The 17,463-nt window shown below is 63.2% G+C and carries 8 protein-coding genes; 7 read left to right on the forward strand and 1 reads right to left on the reverse strand.

All coding sequences use genetic code 11. The features are described 5' to 3' along the window. The first annotated feature begins 6 nt into the window (after window positions 1-6). The 5 genes from BLS41_RS23510 (at window position 7) to BLS41_RS23530 (ending at window position 14,879) form a co-directional block, all read left to right on the forward strand. On the forward strand, window positions 7-369 hold the full coding sequence (locus tag BLS41_RS23510; protein ID WP_074769175.1) for a response regulator transcription factor: 363 nt from the start codon (window positions 7-9) through the stop codon (window positions 367-369). 109 nt (window positions 370-478) lie between these two features. Next, window positions 479-1,891, forward strand: a complete 1,413-nt coding sequence (locus BLS41_RS23515; RefSeq protein WP_074769177.1) for a DUF2252 domain-containing protein — start codon at window positions 479-481, stop codon at window positions 1,889-1,891. A gap of 82 nt (window positions 1,892-1,973) precedes the next feature. Further along, window positions 1,974-3,149 carry a transporter substrate-binding domain-containing protein gene (locus BLS41_RS23520; protein WP_074769179.1) on the forward strand — a complete coding sequence of 392 codons (1,176 nt, stop codon included), beginning with the start codon at window positions 1,974-1,976 and terminating at the stop codon, window positions 3,147-3,149. A 388-nt stretch (window positions 3,150-3,537) separates the two neighbouring features. Continuing rightward, a complete protein-coding gene (locus BLS41_RS23525) occupies window positions 3,538-13,104 on the forward strand; it encodes a YDG domain-containing protein (RefSeq protein ID WP_171910299.1) in 9,567 nt (3,188 codons plus the stop codon). A gap of 119 nt (window positions 13,105-13,223) precedes the next feature. Continuing rightward, window positions 13,224-14,879 carry a ShlB/FhaC/HecB family hemolysin secretion/activation protein gene (locus tag BLS41_RS23530; RefSeq protein WP_253189744.1) on the forward strand — a complete coding sequence of 552 codons (1,656 nt, stop codon included), beginning with the start codon at window positions 13,224-13,226 and terminating at the stop codon, window positions 14,877-14,879. Here BLS41_RS23530 and BLS41_RS23535 read toward each other — a convergent pair. Next, window positions 14,876-15,841 (reverse strand): LysR substrate-binding domain-containing protein, encoded by a 966-nt coding sequence (locus BLS41_RS23535; RefSeq protein ID WP_074769183.1) that lies wholly within the window; start codon window positions 15,839-15,841, stop codon window positions 14,876-14,878. The two genes, BLS41_RS23530 and BLS41_RS23535, sit on opposite strands and share 4 nt — an antisense overlap. Before the next feature lie 106 nt (window positions 15,842-15,947). Between BLS41_RS23535 and BLS41_RS23540 the strand changes: the two genes are divergently transcribed. Both BLS41_RS23540 and BLS41_RS23545 read left to right on the forward strand, forming a co-directional pair. After that, entirely contained in the window at window positions 15,948-16,982 is a 1,035-nt protein-coding gene (locus BLS41_RS23540) for an aldo/keto reductase (RefSeq protein WP_074769185.1), read from the forward strand. 1 nt (window position 16,983) lies between these two features. Next, on the forward strand, window positions 16,984-17,415 hold the full coding sequence (locus BLS41_RS23545; RefSeq protein WP_074769187.1) for an SRPBCC family protein: 432 nt from the start codon (window positions 16,984-16,986) through the stop codon (window positions 17,413-17,415). The last annotated feature ends 48 nt before the right edge of the window (window positions 17,416-17,463 follow it).

A 17,463-nucleotide genomic window follows, 5' to 3' on the forward strand; every position in this document is an offset into this window, starting at 1 on the left:
CGGCCAATGGAAGAAATCAGACACCTGATCGTGATCGTCGAAGATGACGCGGGCATGCGTCGCGCTCTGCAACGCCTGTTGCGCGTATCCGGGTTCGACACGCTGCAATTCGACAGTGCTGAGGCTTACGCGCAGTCGAACGAGCCTCGCGTGCCGCATTGCCTCGTACTCGACGTTCAACTGCCCGGCTTGTCGGGCCCGCAATTCTACGAACAACTCGCTGATCCACGGCCGCCCGCCGTGTTCATCACGTCTCACGACAACCCGGCGACGCGCAGCGCGGTCGCGACCGCCGGTTCCCAGGAACTCCTGATCAAGCCGTTCATCGCCAAGGCATTTCTGGATGCTATTGCAAGAGCCGCGCAATGAGATTCGCCACTTCGAGCCAATGGACACGTCATCAGGACGATGTGCACAACACTGGCCGTATTGCCTGCGAATCAATGCCCGAATCAGACAAAGGATAAAGGAGACCAGCATGGCCACAGTCCAGTCGGTAGCTGAGAGGCAGGCAGCGGGAAAGCAGGCGCGGGAACGTTCGCCACGCTCGAATAACGCGATGATCGGCAATGTAGACCGGGACCCCGTCCAGTTGTTGCAGGAGAATAGCGAGGGGCGAGTCGTCTCGCTGGTTCCGTTGCGCTATGGCCGCATGTCCGTCTCGCCGTTCACGTTTTATCGCGGCAGCGCCATCCTCCAGGCTCATGATCTGTCCGGCACGAGCTATTCGGGCATCACGATTCCCGTTTGCGGCGACGCCCATCTGATGAATTTCGGAGGCTTTGCAACACCCGAACGGCAACTGGTTTTCGATCTCAACGATTTCGACGAAGTCGCACCCGGCCCGTGGGAATGGGATGTCAAACGGCTCGCGGCCAGTTTTGCGGTGGCGGGCGAACAGATGGGTGTCGATCGAGGATCGATCAAGGATATCGTCGCGACGGCCATTCACGAGTATCGGGACCGGATGCACAAGTACGCCGAATGCAGCGCGCTCGAACTCTGGCACGAGATCGTCACGTTTGAACGGATGCTCGAGACTGCCGCCACCAGCGAAGGACGCCAGTTGATCAACCGGGCCATGGAAAAGGCCGCTGGCCGCACGCACGAGAGCATGTTGGGCAAGATGGCCACCGAGCGCGACGGCCGCTGGACGATTCAGGATGCTCCGCCGGCCCTGTTCCATCCTGGCGGCCCGAATTCGTTGCTCGGCACCGAGCAGAAATGGACCGACAGCGACGAGTGGAAAGGCGCACTTGCCAGCGCGTTCGATCGCTATCTGCAAACCATTTCGCCCGAACGCAGGCAACTGATCGCGCAGTTCGAGCTTCAGGACACCGCGTTCAAGGTCGTCGGCGTCGGCAGTGTCGGCACTTTCTGCCTGGTCATGCTGTTTATCGACAGCCATGGCAAGCCGCTTTTCCTGCAGGTGAAAGAGGCTCGACAGTCGGTCGTTGCACGCTATTTCACGAGCGATATCCAGGCGCACGAAGGCGAGCGTGTGGTGACCGGTCAGCGCCTGCTGCAAGCCGCGAGCGACTCGTTTCTCGGCTGGACTACGGGTCCGGCGGGTCGCTATTTCTATTTCCGGCAGTTGCGCGACATGAAAATATCGGCGGAAGTCGAGCGGATGAGCAGCACGATCCTGCAGGGCTATGCCCGCCTGTGCGGCTGGGCGCTGGCTCGCGCGCATGCCAAGGGCGGCGGCAAGGCCGTGGAAATCGCGGCTTACCTGGGCAGCGGCGGACGGTTCGCCGACTCGCTCACGGATTACGCGCTGGCCTACGCCGTCCAGAATCTGAAAGACTATGAAACGTTCATTCGGGCATGCCGGAGCGGCAAGCTGGAAGCGCGCAGCGACGAAGACATGGCGGCGGATTTCCGCGTCTGATGATGTGGAGCGTGTCGGGTGTGCTGGCTTGCCTATCGCTCAGCGGCGCAGCACGCAGCCCAGAACGTTCAGGAGAAGCGCGATGACCAGGCCGACCTCGTGGCTCGTCGCGCTGAGTTACCTCGCGCTGTCATCCCTCGCGATGGGCGCTGGAAACACGCGTTCGGCACCGTTGATGCATGACGGACTGACCTACCCAAGGCACGTCGCTGCCGTCGTCTACGCAAACCAACCGGACGCCTCTGAGGCCGCAAGCCCAGGCAACCCGTTGCGCGTCGCGATTGCCCCGGTTGCTCCCTTCGTTCTGCCGCAAACTTCGACGCCGGAAGGCTTCAGCATCGACCTCTGGAACGAGATAGCACGCCGCCTGCACCTCGACTTCACGTGGAAGATCCTGCCGGAGCAGCCGGCGCTATTGCCCGCGCTGCAACGCGGCGACGTGGATGTCGCCATCGCCGCGATCACCATGACTCAGGATCGGGAGAAGAAGGTCGATTTTTCCCTCCCCTATTTCGATTCCGGCTTGCAGATCATGGTGCGCACGCAGAACGAAAACTCGTTCACGAGCACGATGTTGTCGATCCCGTGGCTGGCTCTGGCTCAACTCGTGGGCATCACCATTGCCATCGTCTTTGTTCTCGCCAACCTGGTCCTGCTTACCGAGCGCAAGCGCGATCCTGCTTTCCAGAAGCCCTATTGGCGCGCACTCGGCGAAGGCTTATGGGTCACCATGCTGATCATTGCAACGGGCGAACACGGCGAACGCGACGCCCCGGGCGTATGGAAGCGGATTCTCGTTCCGTCGATGTGGCTGATCGGCGTCGTGCTGATTGCCCAACTGACGGCGACAGTCACGTCATCGCAAACCGTTGCGCGTCTGCAGTCGAACATTCGCGGTCCCGACGATCTGCCAGGCAAAAAAATCGGCACGGTGCCTGGCACCGTCGCGGCGGAATACCTGATTCAGCGCGGCATTCCATACCTCGACGTGCACACTGCCGCCGACGGCATCCGAATGCTGACACAGGGAGACGTGCAGGCCATTGTGTATGACGCACCCACCTTGCAGTACTGGACCGCGAGACGCGGCAATGGCGCGCTGGCCATCGTGGGACCGATATTCAGGCCCGAGAAATATGGCATCGCGGTGGCGAATGGCAGTCCGTTGCGCAAATCGATCAACGAGACCCTTCTTGCCATGTACGAGGATGGAACTTACGAACAGATATACGGAAAGTGGTTTTCCTCGAGCAAATAGTGGCTTGGCGATAAAGATATTTCGGATATCAGAAGATATTTATTTTCAGAACGGATTTAAATGCCGGGATAAAAAACAGGCAACATTAACGCCAATAAACAGGCACTAATGTTGCATTGACAGAGGCATTTTTTCCGACATGCCAATTCGTCATCGACCAATCATTGTTGCGTGAAAAAAATAATTCCTGGCGTTGCCCTTTATCCCTATAGAAACACGCCTCCGTTTAACTAAAACTGATGTGATCAGCCACTGGGCAGAATGGCCTGAATACAGCGAATGGGTCTGAACCGGCAGACCCCACGACTTGAGGAATCGCGGCTGGCGACGAGGCTGGCGCAATGTCGTGGCTGTCATGTCCATTCTGCCGTCGAGGATGGGCGATGCCATGAATCACATTTATCGCTTGTGCTGGAGCCGTTCGTTGAGGCAATGGATCGTCGCATCGGAGCTTGCGCGTCGACGCTCCGGCAACGGCGGGAGCACGGTCCGTCACGGCGTGCGACATGTGATTACCGTCCTCGCGACCTGCGCCCCGTTCCTGTGGTCCGGTACGGTGTACTCGGCGGGCGGTCCGATTGGCGGCCAGGTCACTGCAGGCAGCGCAACGATCAGCCAGTCGGGCACGAAGACCACCATCCAGCAAGGCAGCCCTACCCTCCAGCTAAGCTGGCAGAGTTTCAACGTGGGCGCGGCCCAATCCGTGGATTTCGTTCAGCCCGGACGCAGTTCAATTGCCGTCAATCGTATTTTGGGCAGTACCCCCAGTCAGATTCTCGGACGCCTGAGCGCTAACGGGCAGGTGTGGCTCATCAATCCGAACGGCGTGCTGTTCGGGCCGTCGGCGCAAGTGAACGTTGGAGGAATCGTCGCCTCCACGCTCGATCTCGACTCAGGCACGCTCAACAGCAATAACCGGGTGTTTGCGGGTAACGGCAAAGGCGCGATCGTCAATCAGGGCTCGATTGTCGCGGCCGACGGCGGTTACGTGGCGCTGCTCGGCAATCACGTGTCGAACCAGGGCATCGTCAGCGCGCGGCTTGGCACGATTGCACTGGCTGGCGGCAGCGCGGCCACGCTCACCTTTGACGGCTCGCAACTCGTTCACATACAGGTGAGCGCCAGCACGCTCGACAATCTCGCCGAGAACCGCCAGCTTCTGGTGGCCGATGGTGGTCAGGTCATCATGACCGCCGGCGCGAAGGATGCGCTACTCGCCAGCGCGGTGAACAACACCGGCAAAATCCGCGCGCAGACCGTCGCGGATCATGACGGCAAAATCGTGCTGCTTGGCAGCATGACGGCGGGATCGGTCAACGTCGGCGGCACGCTGGATGCTAGCGCGCCGAATGGCGGCAACGGCGGGTCGATCGAAACATCGGCGGCGCAATTCAACCTCGCGCCTGACGCGCACATCACGGCGGCGGCGCCGTCAGGACGCGCGGGCACCTGGCTGGTCGACCCAACCGATCTGACCATCGACGCCACCGCCGCGAGCCAGATTTCGAGCACGCTGAACGGCGGCACAAACGTGGTCGAACAAACCACGGCGTCGGGCGCGACAGGCGCTGGCGTGCAAACGCCGGGCGCGGGCGACATCAACGTCAATTCCGCGATCGGCTGGACCAACGCGTCGGCGAGCCTCACGCTGCAGGCGCTCAACGCAATCAACGTGAATGCGGCCGTCACCGGCGCGGGCGCGGTGACCATGCAGGCGGGCACCGGTAACCTGACGATCGCGGCGGGCGCGGCGATCACGGGAGGCGCAGGCGTCACGCTGGCGACGAACGCGAATTTCATCAACAACGCGGGCGCGGCGGCCGTCAGCACAGGCACTTCGGCAGCATGGCGCATCGACTCGACCGACCCGCGGCTCGACACCCCAGACGGGCTCACACCCTCGTTCATCCAGTACAACGCGACGTCCAGTACGACCCCGGCAGCCTCCGGCAACGGCTTCCTCTACAGCCTCGCGCCCACCATCACCCTGACCGGCCTAACCGGCAGCGTGACCAAGGTGTACGACGGCGCGCCCACCGCCAACCTGACCAGCGCGAATCTGCAGACGACCGGGCTCGTCAACGGCGATGTCGTGGCCAGCGCAACGGGCACGTATGCGACCTCCAACGCCGGCACGGACATCGTGGTGAGCTCGCCGACGACCTTCGCCGGCGTCGTCATCCATACGTCGACCGGCATCACGGCGTATGGCTACCAGGCGAGAGGCCAGGCGTCGGCCGACATCGGCACCATCACGCCTGCACCGCTCACTGCGAGCATCGTCAACAATCCGACGACGGTGTACGACGGCACCACTTCGGCGTCGCTCACGGCCAGCAACTATAGCTTTACGGGGTTTGTTGCCGGCCAGGGCGCAAGCGTCAATCAGGCCAGTTCGGTTGCCTACGCGAGCGCCGACGCGGGCACCGGTATTGCCGTCAACGCCGCGTTCACGCCGAGCAATTTCGTCGCCAATAGCGGCACCAATCTGGCCAATTACACGTTGCCCACTGCGGCGACCGGACCCGGCACCATCACGCCCGCGCCTTTGCTGATCAGCGGGCTCATCGCCAGCAACAAGGTCTATGACGGCACCCGCGCCGCCACGCTCGACTCGACCGGCGCGTCGCTGTTCGGCGTGATCAGCGGGGACAGCGGACAGGTCGCGCTGCAAACAGGCGGCGCAACGGGCACCTTCGTTTCGCCCAACGTCGGCAACCACATCTCCGTCGTGCCGTCGGGCTTCACGCTGACGGGTGCCAAAGCAGGCGATTACGAGATTTCGCCACCGGCCTATCTCGCCGCCAACATCACGCCGAAGACCGTCACGATTACCGGTGTCACCGCCAACGACAAGGTGTATGACGCCACCACCACGGCGACGCTAAACCTGGGCAGCGCCACCGTCTCAGGGCTCGTGCCGTCCGACGCCGGCACTGTCACGCTCTCGACGCTCGCGGCCACCGGCACGTTCAGTCAGTCCGATGTCGGCAACGCGCTGCCTGTTTCGGCCAACGGCTTCTCTCTGGGCGGCCCGGGGGCCGGCAATTACACCGTGGCCGGGATCAGCGGCCTCGCCGCGAACATCACGCCGGCACCGCTGACGATCACGTTTGTCGGCTCGCCGACCAAGGTGTATGACGGCAGCGCCACTGCCACGCTGACCCAGTCGAACTACACCATCTCGGGTTTCGTGGGCGGACAGAGCGCCGCGATCGGACAAAATTCGGCTTCCTATGCGACGGCTAACGCAGGCACCGGCATTACTGTCACCGCTGCGCTCAGACCTTCTGATTTCGTGCCCGCCGCTGGCACATCAATGTCGAATTACACGTTTCCGGGGAGCCTGTCGACGCCGACCGGCATCATCACGCCCGCGCCCGTCGAAGTCGACATCATCAACAATCCCACCAAGGTATTCGACGGCACGGCGACCGCGTCGCTTGGGGCCGGCAACTATCAGGTGCTCGGCGCGATTCCGGGCGAATCCATCGCCCTGAATCCGGCTCCGGCGACCGGTGCTTATGCCACCTCCAACGTCGGCTATCAGGGCGTGAGCGCGACACTGGGCGTGGGCAATTTCCAGGCGGGCGCGAACACCCTGCTCTCCAACTACGACCTGCCGGCCACCGCAACCGGCATGGGCACCATCGTGAAGCGGCCGATCAACGGTGAAGTGACGGCGTCGATCACCAACAATCCGTCGAAGACCTACGACGGCAACACGATCGCCACCATCCCCGCCAACGACTTCACGTTCAGCGGCTTCATCGGCACGGACAGCGCGACGGTGTCGAACACCATCACCGGTCAGTACGCGACGAAGAACGCAGGCTCGCAGGCAGTGACAGCTTCGCTGGCGCAAGCTGATATCACCCCGGGGGCGGGCACGAACCTGAACAACTATTCGTTCCCGATCTCGGCATACGGGACGGGCACCATCCTCCCGGCCCAACTCGTCGTCACGATCATCGGCAACCCGACCAAGGTCTATAACGGCGACAACGTCGCGCGAATTGGCAGCAGCAACCTGCAGACCACCGGATTCGTCAGCGGCGAAGGCGCGAGCATCACGCCAAGCGCGCAATTCAGCTACGCGCAGGCCAACGCGGGCACCTGGGCGATTAATGGCTCGCTCGTGCCGGGCAACTATACGGCCAACAGCGGCACGCTCCTCACCAACTACCTGCTGCCGACGATGGCGTCCGGTCCCGGCACGATCACGCCCGCGCCGGTTTTTATCCTCAACACCTTCGCGAGCAACAAGGTCTATGACACGACGACCGCCGACACGCTCAATGTCAGCAGCGCGTCGCTTTCGGGCGTGATTGCCGGCGACACCGGCAACGTCACACTCAATACCTCCACCACGGGTACGTTCGCGCAATCCAGTGTCGGCAACGGAATTGCCGTGGCGGCGAGCGGCTTCAGCATTTCGGGCAGTGCGGCGGGCAATTACACCTTGCAGCCGCTCACCGGGCTCACCGCGAACATCACGCCCGCGCCGTTGATCGTGAACGGCGCCGTGGCGAATAACAAACCCTATGACGGCACGACCGCCGCCACGATCAACAGCAGTAACGCGACGGTGTCCGGCGTGCTCGGCACCGACAGCGTCACGCTCGCGTCGGGCAGCGCCAGCGGTCAGTTCCCCACGTCGAACGTGGGCACCAATCTTCAGGTCACCGCGAGCGGCTTTACGCTGAGCGGCGCCCAGGCGGGTAACTATGCGGTGTCGCAGCCGTCGAACCTGCTCGCGGACATCACGCCCGCGCCGCTCACGGTGACGATCATCGGCAACCCGGTCAAGGAATACGACGGGACAAAATCGGTGACGCTGGGCGCGTCCGACTTCGCGATTACGGGCTTCGTCGGCAACCAGAGCGCCACGGTCACGCAGACTGCATCGAGCGGCTATCTCTCGCCGAATGTCGGCACGAACGTCGGCCTCGGTGCGACGCTGGAACCGTCGGACTACACCTCGGCGCTGGGCACCAACCTGTCGAACTACAACCTGCCCACCCAGGCGAGCGGCACGCTCGGTCAGATTACGGCAAGGGTCATCAACCTGACCGGCACGCGTGTTTACGACGCCACCACCAATGCCGATGCCAGCCTGTTCTCGAGCGCCGGTCAGGTTAGCGGCGTCAACGGCGAAACATTGACGGTGAGCGGCGTCGGCACGCTGTCGACGAAAGACGTCGGCAGACAGATTCCTTTCTCCAACTTCGGCACGCTGGCGCTGGGCAACGGCACCGGACTCGCGGCCAACTACACCCTCGCGGGCGGCACCGACTGGGTGACCATTACGCCCGCGATGCTCACGGTGCTCAATACGATTGCGCTCAACAAGACCTACGACGGCACGACCACGGCAACTTTGCAGAACGCACTGCTGAGCGGTGTGCTGGGCAGCGACAGCGTCGTGCTGGGTAACAGCGCAACCGGCAACTTCAACAACAAGAATGTGGGCACGGGCAAGCCGGTGAGCACAGGCATGACGATCTCCGGCACGGACGCGGCCAACTACACGCTGGCGCAGCCCACTGGCGTCACGGCCGATATCACCGCCGCGCTCATCGGCGTGACGGCCACCGGCATCAACAAGCAGTACGACGGCACGACGGCCGCCCAGGTCAACCTGGCGAGCCCCGGACTGGTGGCGGGTGACAACGTGAGCTTCTCCGGCTACACCGCCACCTTCTCGCAGGCCAATGTCGGCAGCAATCTGCCGGTTGCGGTGATAGGCATCGGACTGAGCGGCGCCGATGCAGGCAACTACACGTTGCTGAATTCCACAGCCAACACCACGGCGAATATCACGCCGCGCGTGCTGAACCTTCAGGGCACGCGTGTCTACGACACCACGACCAATGCTGTCTCCAGCCTGTTCGCGACGAGCGGCTCGATCAATGGCGTCAACGGCGAGTCGTTGACCCTGAGCGGCACCGGCACGCTCCCCAGCAAAAACGTGGGCAACCAGGTGGCGCTTTCCAGTTTCGGCACACTCGCGCTCAGCGACGGCACCGGCCTTGCGAGCAACTACACGCTCACCGGCGGCACGGATTGGGTAACGGTCACCCCTGCCACGCTGACCGTGGCGAATACAGTGGCGCAGAGCAAGCAGTACGACGGCAACACCAACGCCCAGTTGACCGGGGCCACCCTGCAAGGTGTATTGGGATCGGACAACGTCGTCCTCGGCGCCGACACAGTGGGTCAGTTCAACGACAAAAACGTGGGCACCGGCAAGCCGGTCACCACCAGCATGACGACCTCGGGCACCGATGCAGGCAACTATCTGCTGGTGCAGCCGGCCGGCCTCACCGCGAGCATTACGACGCTGCCGATCATCGTGGTCAGCGCGACCGGCAGCAACAAGGTCTACGACGCAACGACGACCGCCACGGTCGCACTGACAAGCGCCAACGTCGTGCCCGGCGACAACGTGACGTTCAGCGACAGCGCCGCGAATTTCGCCACGAAAAATGTCGGTACCAACATCGGCATTACGGTGTCGGGCATCAGCGTGAGCGGTGCCGATGCAGGCAATTACGCGCTGCAGACCACCTCCGCGACCACCAGCGCCAACATCACGCCCTTCGTGCTGAACCTGCAGGGTGCGCGTGTTTATGATTCGACGACCAGCGCAAACGCCGCGCTATTCGGCAGTAACGGCGTGCTCACCGGCACCGGCGGCGAAACGCTGACGCTGTCCGGCGCCGGCACGCTGGCCAGCAAGAACGTGAACGCGGCGCAGCCGTTTGCCACGAACGGTCTTGGCGGCTTCACGCTCACCGGCAATAGCGGCGCGCTGTCCAGCAACTACACGTTCGCGGGCGGCACCGACTGGGTCAACATCACGCCTGCGACGCTCGGCGTGACCGGCACAACGGTCAACCCGAAGGTCTACGACAGCACGACGGCGGCCACACTCAGCGGCGCCAGCCTCACCGGACTCTTCGCGGGCGACGCCGTGACGCTCGGCAACGACACCACCGGCACGTTCGCCGACAAGAACGTGGGCAACGGCAAGGCCGTCACGCCGTCGACGATGACCATCAGCGGCAACGACGCCGGCAACTATGTGCTGACGCAACCGGCAGGCCTCACCGGCAACATCACGCCGCTCGGCATCACCGTGAACGCAACGGCCCAGAACAAAACCTACGACGGCACCACCGCCGCCACCACGAGCGTCGCGAGCAACGGCGTGCTGCCTGGCGACACCGTCAACTTCAGCTTCACGCCCGGCAACGCGAACTTCGCCACGCCGAACGCGGGCAACGGCATCCTGGTCACCGTCAACGGCATTGCAGCGAGCGGCGCCGACGTGGGCAATTACACGTATAACGCCACCGCGACGACCACCGCAAACATCCTGCCCTTCGTGCTGAATCTCACCGCCACGCGCACTTACGACAGCACGGCGAGCGCCAGCGCCAGCCTGTTCGGCAACAACGGGGTGCTCACCGGGACGAATGGTGAAACGCTGACGCTCTCCGGCACCGGCACGCTCATCACGAAGAACGTGGGCTCGCAGATACCGTTCACCGCCACCGGCCTCAACGGCTCGCTCACGGGCAACGGCGGCGCCTTGCCCGGCAACTACACGTTCGCGGGCGGCACCGACTGGGTGACGATCATCCCGCTTGCGATCACAGTCAACGCGAGCGCCGAGAACCGCTATTACAACGGCTTGACCAGCGCCACGGCGGCGATCATTGCCACCGGCGTGCTGCCAGGCGACACCGTGAATTTCGCCTTTACCGGCGCGAACTTCGCCACGCCGAATGCGGGCAACGGCATTCCCGTCACTGTGAACGGCATTTCGGCGACCGGCGCGGCCGCCACGAATTACACGTACAACACCACCGCGACGACGTCAGCAAACATCCTGCCGTACGTGCTGGGTCTGCAGGGAACGCGTGTCTATGACGGCACCACGGGTGCCAACGCCGCGCTGTTCGGCAACAACGGCGTGCTGACCGGCGCGGATGGAGAAACGCTGACGCTATCGGGCAGCGGCACGCTCGCGGGCAAGAACGTGAACAGCCAGCAGGCGTTCGCGGCGAACGGCATCGCGGGCTTTACGCTCAGCGGCAACAACGGCGCACTGGCGAGCAACTACACGCTCGGCAACGGCATCGGCGACTGGGTCAGCATCACGCCGAAGCCGATCTCGATCACCGCCATCGGCGACAACAAGATTTATGACGGCACGACGGCAGCACAGCTCGCGAGTTTCAACGTGACAGGCCTTATCGCTGGCGACAACGTATCGGTCGGCTACACGGGTGCGAACTTCATCACGCGCAATGTCGGCACGAATATTCCGATCACGGTCGGCCTTTACGGCGACGGGACGGACATCGCCAACTACACGTTCGGCAGCACGGTGGTGGTCACGAGCGCGAACATTACCCCGCGCGCATTGACGATCACGGCCGGTGCGCAGAACAAGACTTACGACGCCACCACGACCGCGCTGCTCAGCGGACTGACCGTGAACGGCCTCGTGGCGGGCGACAGCGCCACCTTTACGGCCGGCAGCGCAAACTTCGCCACGCCCAACGTGGGCAACAACATCAGCGTGAGCGTGGCGGGGATAGCGGGCACCGGCAGCGACCTCGGCAACTACACCTACAACAATACGGCCACGACCTCCGCCGACATCCTCCCGGCCGTGCTGAACCTGACGGGCAGCCGTGTCTACGACGGCACGAATCAGGCAGGCGCCAGCCTCTTTGGCAACGGCGGCCAGCTCGCGGGTGTCGCTGGCCAGACACTGACGCTGACCGGCAGCGGCACCGTATCGAGCCGCAACGTCGGGCAACAGCAGCCGTTCTCGGCGGGCGGCCTCTCGGGCTATACGTTGACCGGCAACGGCTCCACGCTCGCCAGCAATTACACGCTGGCTGGCGGCGTCGACTGGGTCAGCATCACGCCGCTGGCGGTCACCGTGACCGCGACAGGTGCGAACAAAATCTATGACAGCACGCGCACGGCGACAGTCAGTCTGGCCAGCAGCGGAATTCTGAGCGGTGATAGCGTGAGTTTTAGCGCGCAGTCGTCCAACTTCGTCACGCCCAATGCAGGCAACAACATTCCCGTTCTGGTGACGGGAATCGCGGGCAGCGGCGCGGATGTGGGCAACTACACGTTCAACAGCGTGGCAACCACCTCGGCCGCCATTACGCCGTTCGTCGTCAACCTCACCGGCAGCCGCGTGTACGACGCGGGCACCAGTGCGACGGCGAGCCTGTTCGGCACGCAAGGCACGCTGGAAGGCGTGAACGGCGAAACCCTGACGCTGTCCGGCACTGGGACGCTGTCCACGAAAAACGTCGGCAACCAGGTTGCGTTCGCGTCCGGCGGCCTCGGCGGGTACGCGCTCACCGGCAATGGCGCGGCGCTCGCGAGCAACTACACGCTGCTGGGCGGCGTTGACTGGGTCAGCATTACGCCCGCGACACTCACCGTATTGGGAACCCGGACAACCAACCGGACCTACGACGGCACCGTCCTCGACGCGCTTTCCGGCGACCGACTTTCCGGCGTGCTGGGCAGCGACGGCGTGGCGCTCGGTAACGATAGCGTGGGCTATTTCAAGGACCCCAGCCCCGGCATCAACAAGCCGGTCGGCACGGCAATGACGATCAACGGTCCCGACGCTGGCAATTACGTCCTCGTGCAGCCTTCGGGCCTGAGCGCCGACATCGTGACGCCGGTCGCGCCGGTACCTTCAGGAGCGCTCGCGAATGTACTGGCGCCGCTCGGGGCAAACGGCGTGGATACGCCCTACGGCACTGCCTCTGATTCCGCGCGGGGCCATTACTCCGGCAATCAGATGGAGTCGGATCAGTCCAACCAGCGCAACGTGTCACGGTCCGACTTTCAACCGGGCCTGGCGCTGACGGTGCTCAACGGCGGGGTTCACCTGCCCGCACATTGATGAAGTCTGAACGCACGCAATCGACCCGGCGCGCGCTGCGCGGCCCACGACATCTTCGAACCGTCGACATGACCGAGATTCGCACGAACCGCTTACGCAGAACCCGAATCTGTGCCGCCATGGCTCTTGCCACGGCCGCGCTTGCCGCGCAAGCTCAGGTCCGCGCGACGGCACCCCCGAACAGCGGCAGCGGCCAGCTGCTTCAGCAGGTGCCGCAGCGCCCGGTTCAACCACCGCCCTCGAATCTCGATCTGACGATCCAGCCGCAGAACGCGGCCCCGGCGGACAACACGAAAACTTTCCCGGTCCGCACGATCGAGATCACCGGCAACACGGAACTGCCGACCGAACTGCTGCATCAGGTCGTGGCGTCGAGCGAAGGCCGCGACCTCACGCTGAGCGATCTGAACGCGCTGGCCGAGCGCATCAGCGACGTGTATCACCAGCATGGCTTTCCGCTCGCCACCGCCTACGTGCCCGCGCAGACGATCGACAACGGGATCGTGCGGATCGACGTTGCCGAGGCGCGTTATGGCGCGGTGTCGATGAACAATCAGAGCGCGGTATCGAACCGCGTACTGAACAGCACGCTCGCGGCTCTCCAGTCCGGGCAGCCCGTCAGCGAATTCACGCTCGAACGCACGTTGCTGCTGCTTCAGGACATCCCCGGGGCGCAGGTGAACTCGACGCTACGGCCAGGCGACGAGGTGGGCACCTCCGATCTGCTCGTCGGCGTGACGCCGGCGCAGCGTTTTACCGGCGACGCCGGGGTCGACAACTTCGGCGACCCATACAGCGGGCGCGTGCGCGGCAGCGCCAATCTCAACATCAACGGGCCGTTCAATCAGGGCGACCTGCTCGACTTCAGCGCGTTGACATCGGGCCACGGCATGACCTACGGACGCATGGACTATCGCTACCTGCTCAACGGTCAGGGCACGACGCTCGGTGCCACGGTGTCGGCGCTCGACTACCACCTGGGCAACGATCTGTCCGATCTCGAGTCGCACGGGTCGGCCTTCGTGGGCGGCGTGGTGCTCGCGCAGCCGCTGATCCGCAATACGCGCGGCAATCTGTATGGACAGGTCGAGTACGACTTCAGAAGACTCAACGACAACATCGACGTGATCGGGCTGCAGAACGACCGTCACACGAACAGCGTGACGACCACGCTGGCAGGCGATGAACTCGATGCAACCGGCGTGATCAACGCGCATCTGGCGATGACGTATGGCGTGCTCTCCGCGAATAATCTCCAGACCGACATCATCGATCAGCTCGGGGCGGACACAGCGGGCCATTACGTCAAGCTCGCATTGTCGATGTCGCGTCTGCAGCAACTCGCGCGCGACGACGCCCTCTACTTTGGCTTCTCAGGACAACTGGCGAGCAAGAACCTGGACACGTCGGAACAGTTCTACCTCGGCGGCCCGGATAGCGTGCGAGGCTACGACGTGGGTGTCCTGTCGGGTTCGCGCGGCTATTTCGCGACGCTTGAATACCGGCACGATATGACGTTTCAGCAGATCCCCGGTATCTGGCAGTTTTCCGCGTTCGTCGATACCGGCTGGGTGCAGCTGTTCAAGAACACGTTCGTGCCGGGGCCCAACACGGGTCAACTGAGCAGCGCGGGGTTCGGCGTGCAGTGGAACGGGCCTTACAAGCTACTCGTTACGGCCAGCGTCGCGTTTCCGTTCGGACGCACGCCGGAAATACTCGGCACGAATGCCAACACGTCCGTGCATTGCTGGTTGCAGGCGCGCAAGTCGTTCTAGTCTGACGTTGTCGTGAAATTCGCGGCGTGCGGGAGGTTGATTGCCGCTCCCGTTTCCCGCGCATTGATTTCCCGCGCATTGCCCAGCAGCACCTCGCGAAATATCGCCACCAGCGGCCGCAGATTCACCTTATGCCAGGCGGCCCATAGCGGCGTGCGATACGTCATCCACGGGACCTCGCGCAGCACTACGCCCACAGGCGCCTGACGGCGCAGCCCGCTCTGGATCATCGTCGAACCGAGTCCGGCGGCCACCAGTCCCAATGCGGTGAGCGGCTCCGTCGCTTCCATCGAAATCCTCGGCGTGAAACCGGCCCGCGCACACGCGGCGACGAAGTTGTCGTGCTTCAGCGCGCCCTCTTTCTGCAAAACCGCAATCCAGTCGAGCGCGGCCAGCGCGTCGGGCGTGAGATCGCGCGCCGTCGCCAGCGGATGCGAATCCGGCAGCGCTAGCAACATGGGATCGTCGAGCAACAGCGCGCTGTCGAGGTCGGGGTCGTCGCCGACCGGCGGCTCGCACACCAGTGCGATGTCGAGACTGCGCTGCCGCAAGCCCTCCAGTTGATCGACCGATTGCATGTTGTAAAGCGCGATATGCACGGCAGGCCGCGTTTCCCGAAGCGTGCGCAGCGCGTCGGACAGCACGCCGGAATGCATCGCGTTTTCCAGATAGCCGATGCACAGTCCGCCTTCGTCGCCCCGCCCCAACCTGCGCGCGAGCGATTCGAGACGCGTGGCGTGCGTCAGCAGCGCACGCGTTTCGGCCAGGAACGTGCGACCGTCCGCAGTGAGGCGAATGCGCTGCTGGCTGCGCTCGAACAGCGTCAGACCCAACCGCTCCTCCAGTTGCGCAATCTGGCGGCTCAACGGCGATTGCGAAATGTGCAGACGTTCCGCGGCGCGGCCCACGTGCTCTTCTTCCGCGACGGCGACGAAATATTGAAGCTGACGAATATCCAGCACTTAAGACTCCACAGGACATAACCTTAGCCAATTATGTCTTGGACGGACTGACAACGCCACCCTAAACTTGCCTCACCTTCACAGAGTTATCAGGCAGGGAAACATCATGGGAATCAGAAATCGACTGCAAGGCAAGCTGGGCTTCGGCACGGCGCCGCTGGGAAATATGTACCGCAATATCCCCGAAACCGAGGCGATGGCCACCGTGGACGCCGCGTGGGATCACGGCGTGCGCTTTTTCGACACCGCCCCGTTCTACGGCGCGGGTCTGGCCGAAATCCGGCTCGGCGCGGCGCTGCAAAAACACCGTCGCGACGACTATGTGCTGAGTTCGAAAGTCGGCCGTCTGATCCTCGACGAAATCGAGGAACCGGCCAGCCGTGATCTCGGCGAGAAAGGCGGCCTGTTCGAGCACGGCCGCCCGAACAAAATAATCAACGACTATTCCGCCGACGCCACGCTGCGCTCGATCGAAGACAGCCTCAAGCGCCTGAATACCGACCGCCTCGACATCGTCTGGGTCCACGATATCGCGCAGGATTTTTATGGCGATGAATGGCTCGCGCAATTCGACATCGCGCGCAAGGGTGCGTTTCGCGTGCTGACGCGTCTTCGCGACGAAGGCGTGATCAACGCGTGGGGACTCGGCGTGAATCGCGTGGAGCCGTGCGAACTGACGCTCGACCTGAGCGAAGCGCAACCCGACGCGTTTCTTCTGGCCGGACGCTACACGCTGCTCGATCATGAGCGCGCGCTGCAGCGTCTAATGCCTGCGGCTGCGCGCCACGACGTGGATATCGTGGTCGGCGGTCCGTACAGCTCGGGCGTGCTCGCTGGCGGTACGCACTTCGAATATCAGAAGGCTTCGCCGGAGATTCTGGCGAAGGTCGCGCGCATCAACGCAATCGCGCAGCGCTACAACGTGAGCGTGAAGGCCGCCGCTTTGCAGTTCTCGCTGGCTAATCCGGCCGTCGCTGCGGTTATTCCGGGCGCTAGCCGTCCCGAACGGATCACGGAAGATTTCGCCGCGCTGTCGGCAATCATTCCGGCAGGCTTCTGGCATGAATTGCGCGAAGAAAAACTCATCGCGGCCGATGCGCCTGTGCCTTCATCTTCGCTTTCAAACGCAGCGGGAGCATGAAATGCCGACTACCTCTGCTTCTATCGAAGTTCCCGTTTCCGCGAGCCGCGTATGGCAGTTGATTGGCGGATTCAACTCGCTGCCGGACTGGCTGCCGTTCGTCCCGCATAGCGAGTTGAGCGAAGGCGGTCGAGTGAGGAATCTGAAGACGGTCGACGGCGAGACGATTGTCGAGCGCCTGGAGGCTTTCGACGAAAAAGGCCGCTCGTACAGCTACTCTTTCGTTCAAGCGCCGTTTCCCGCGAAGGACTATCTCGCCACGCTTAGCGTGCAGGACGTTGCGGGCAAGGAGGCATCTGTCGTGCAGTGGTCGGGGAGTTTTACGCCTGTCGGCGTCAGCGACAACGAAGTGACGGAACTCTTTCACGGTATCTACGTGGAAGGTCTTGCCGCGTTGAAGCAGTCGCTCGCGACTCGATCATCGATCGACTAAAAACTGCTTTTTGTAGCGGGCTGGCGCAGATATAAAAAGACCGTCCAT

Origin of the sequence: Paraburkholderia fungorum, from assembly GCF_900099835.1 — a bacterium.
Lineage (GTDB): Bacteria > Pseudomonadota > Gammaproteobacteria > Burkholderiales > Burkholderiaceae > Paraburkholderia > Paraburkholderia fungorum_A.

Excerpts from the sequence above, each read along its gene's own strand:
- BLS41_RS23530 (WP_253189744.1), top strand. The coding sequence starts at position 13,224 with ATGGCTCTTGCCACGGCCGCGCTTGCCGCGCAAGCTCAGGTCCGCGCG.
- BLS41_RS23515 (WP_074769177.1), top strand. The coding sequence starts at position 479 with ATGGCCACAGTCCAGTCGGTAGCTGAGAGGCAGGCAGCGGGAAAGCAG.
- BLS41_RS23545 (WP_074769187.1), top strand. The coding sequence starts at position 16,984 with ATGCCGACTACCTCTGCTTCTATCGAAGTTCCCGTTTCCGCGAGCCGC.
- BLS41_RS23510 (WP_074769175.1), top strand. The coding sequence starts at position 7 with ATGGAAGAAATCAGACACCTGATCGTGATCGTCGAAGATGACGCGGGC.
- BLS41_RS23540 (WP_074769185.1), top strand. The coding sequence starts at position 15,948 with ATGGGAATCAGAAATCGACTGCAAGGCAAGCTGGGCTTCGGCACGGCG.
- BLS41_RS23525 (WP_171910299.1), top strand. The coding sequence starts at position 3,538 with ATGAATCACATTTATCGCTTGTGCTGGAGCCGTTCGTTGAGGCAATGG.
- BLS41_RS23520 (WP_074769179.1), top strand. The coding sequence starts at position 1,974 with ATGACCAGGCCGACCTCGTGGCTCGTCGCGCTGAGTTACCTCGCGCTG.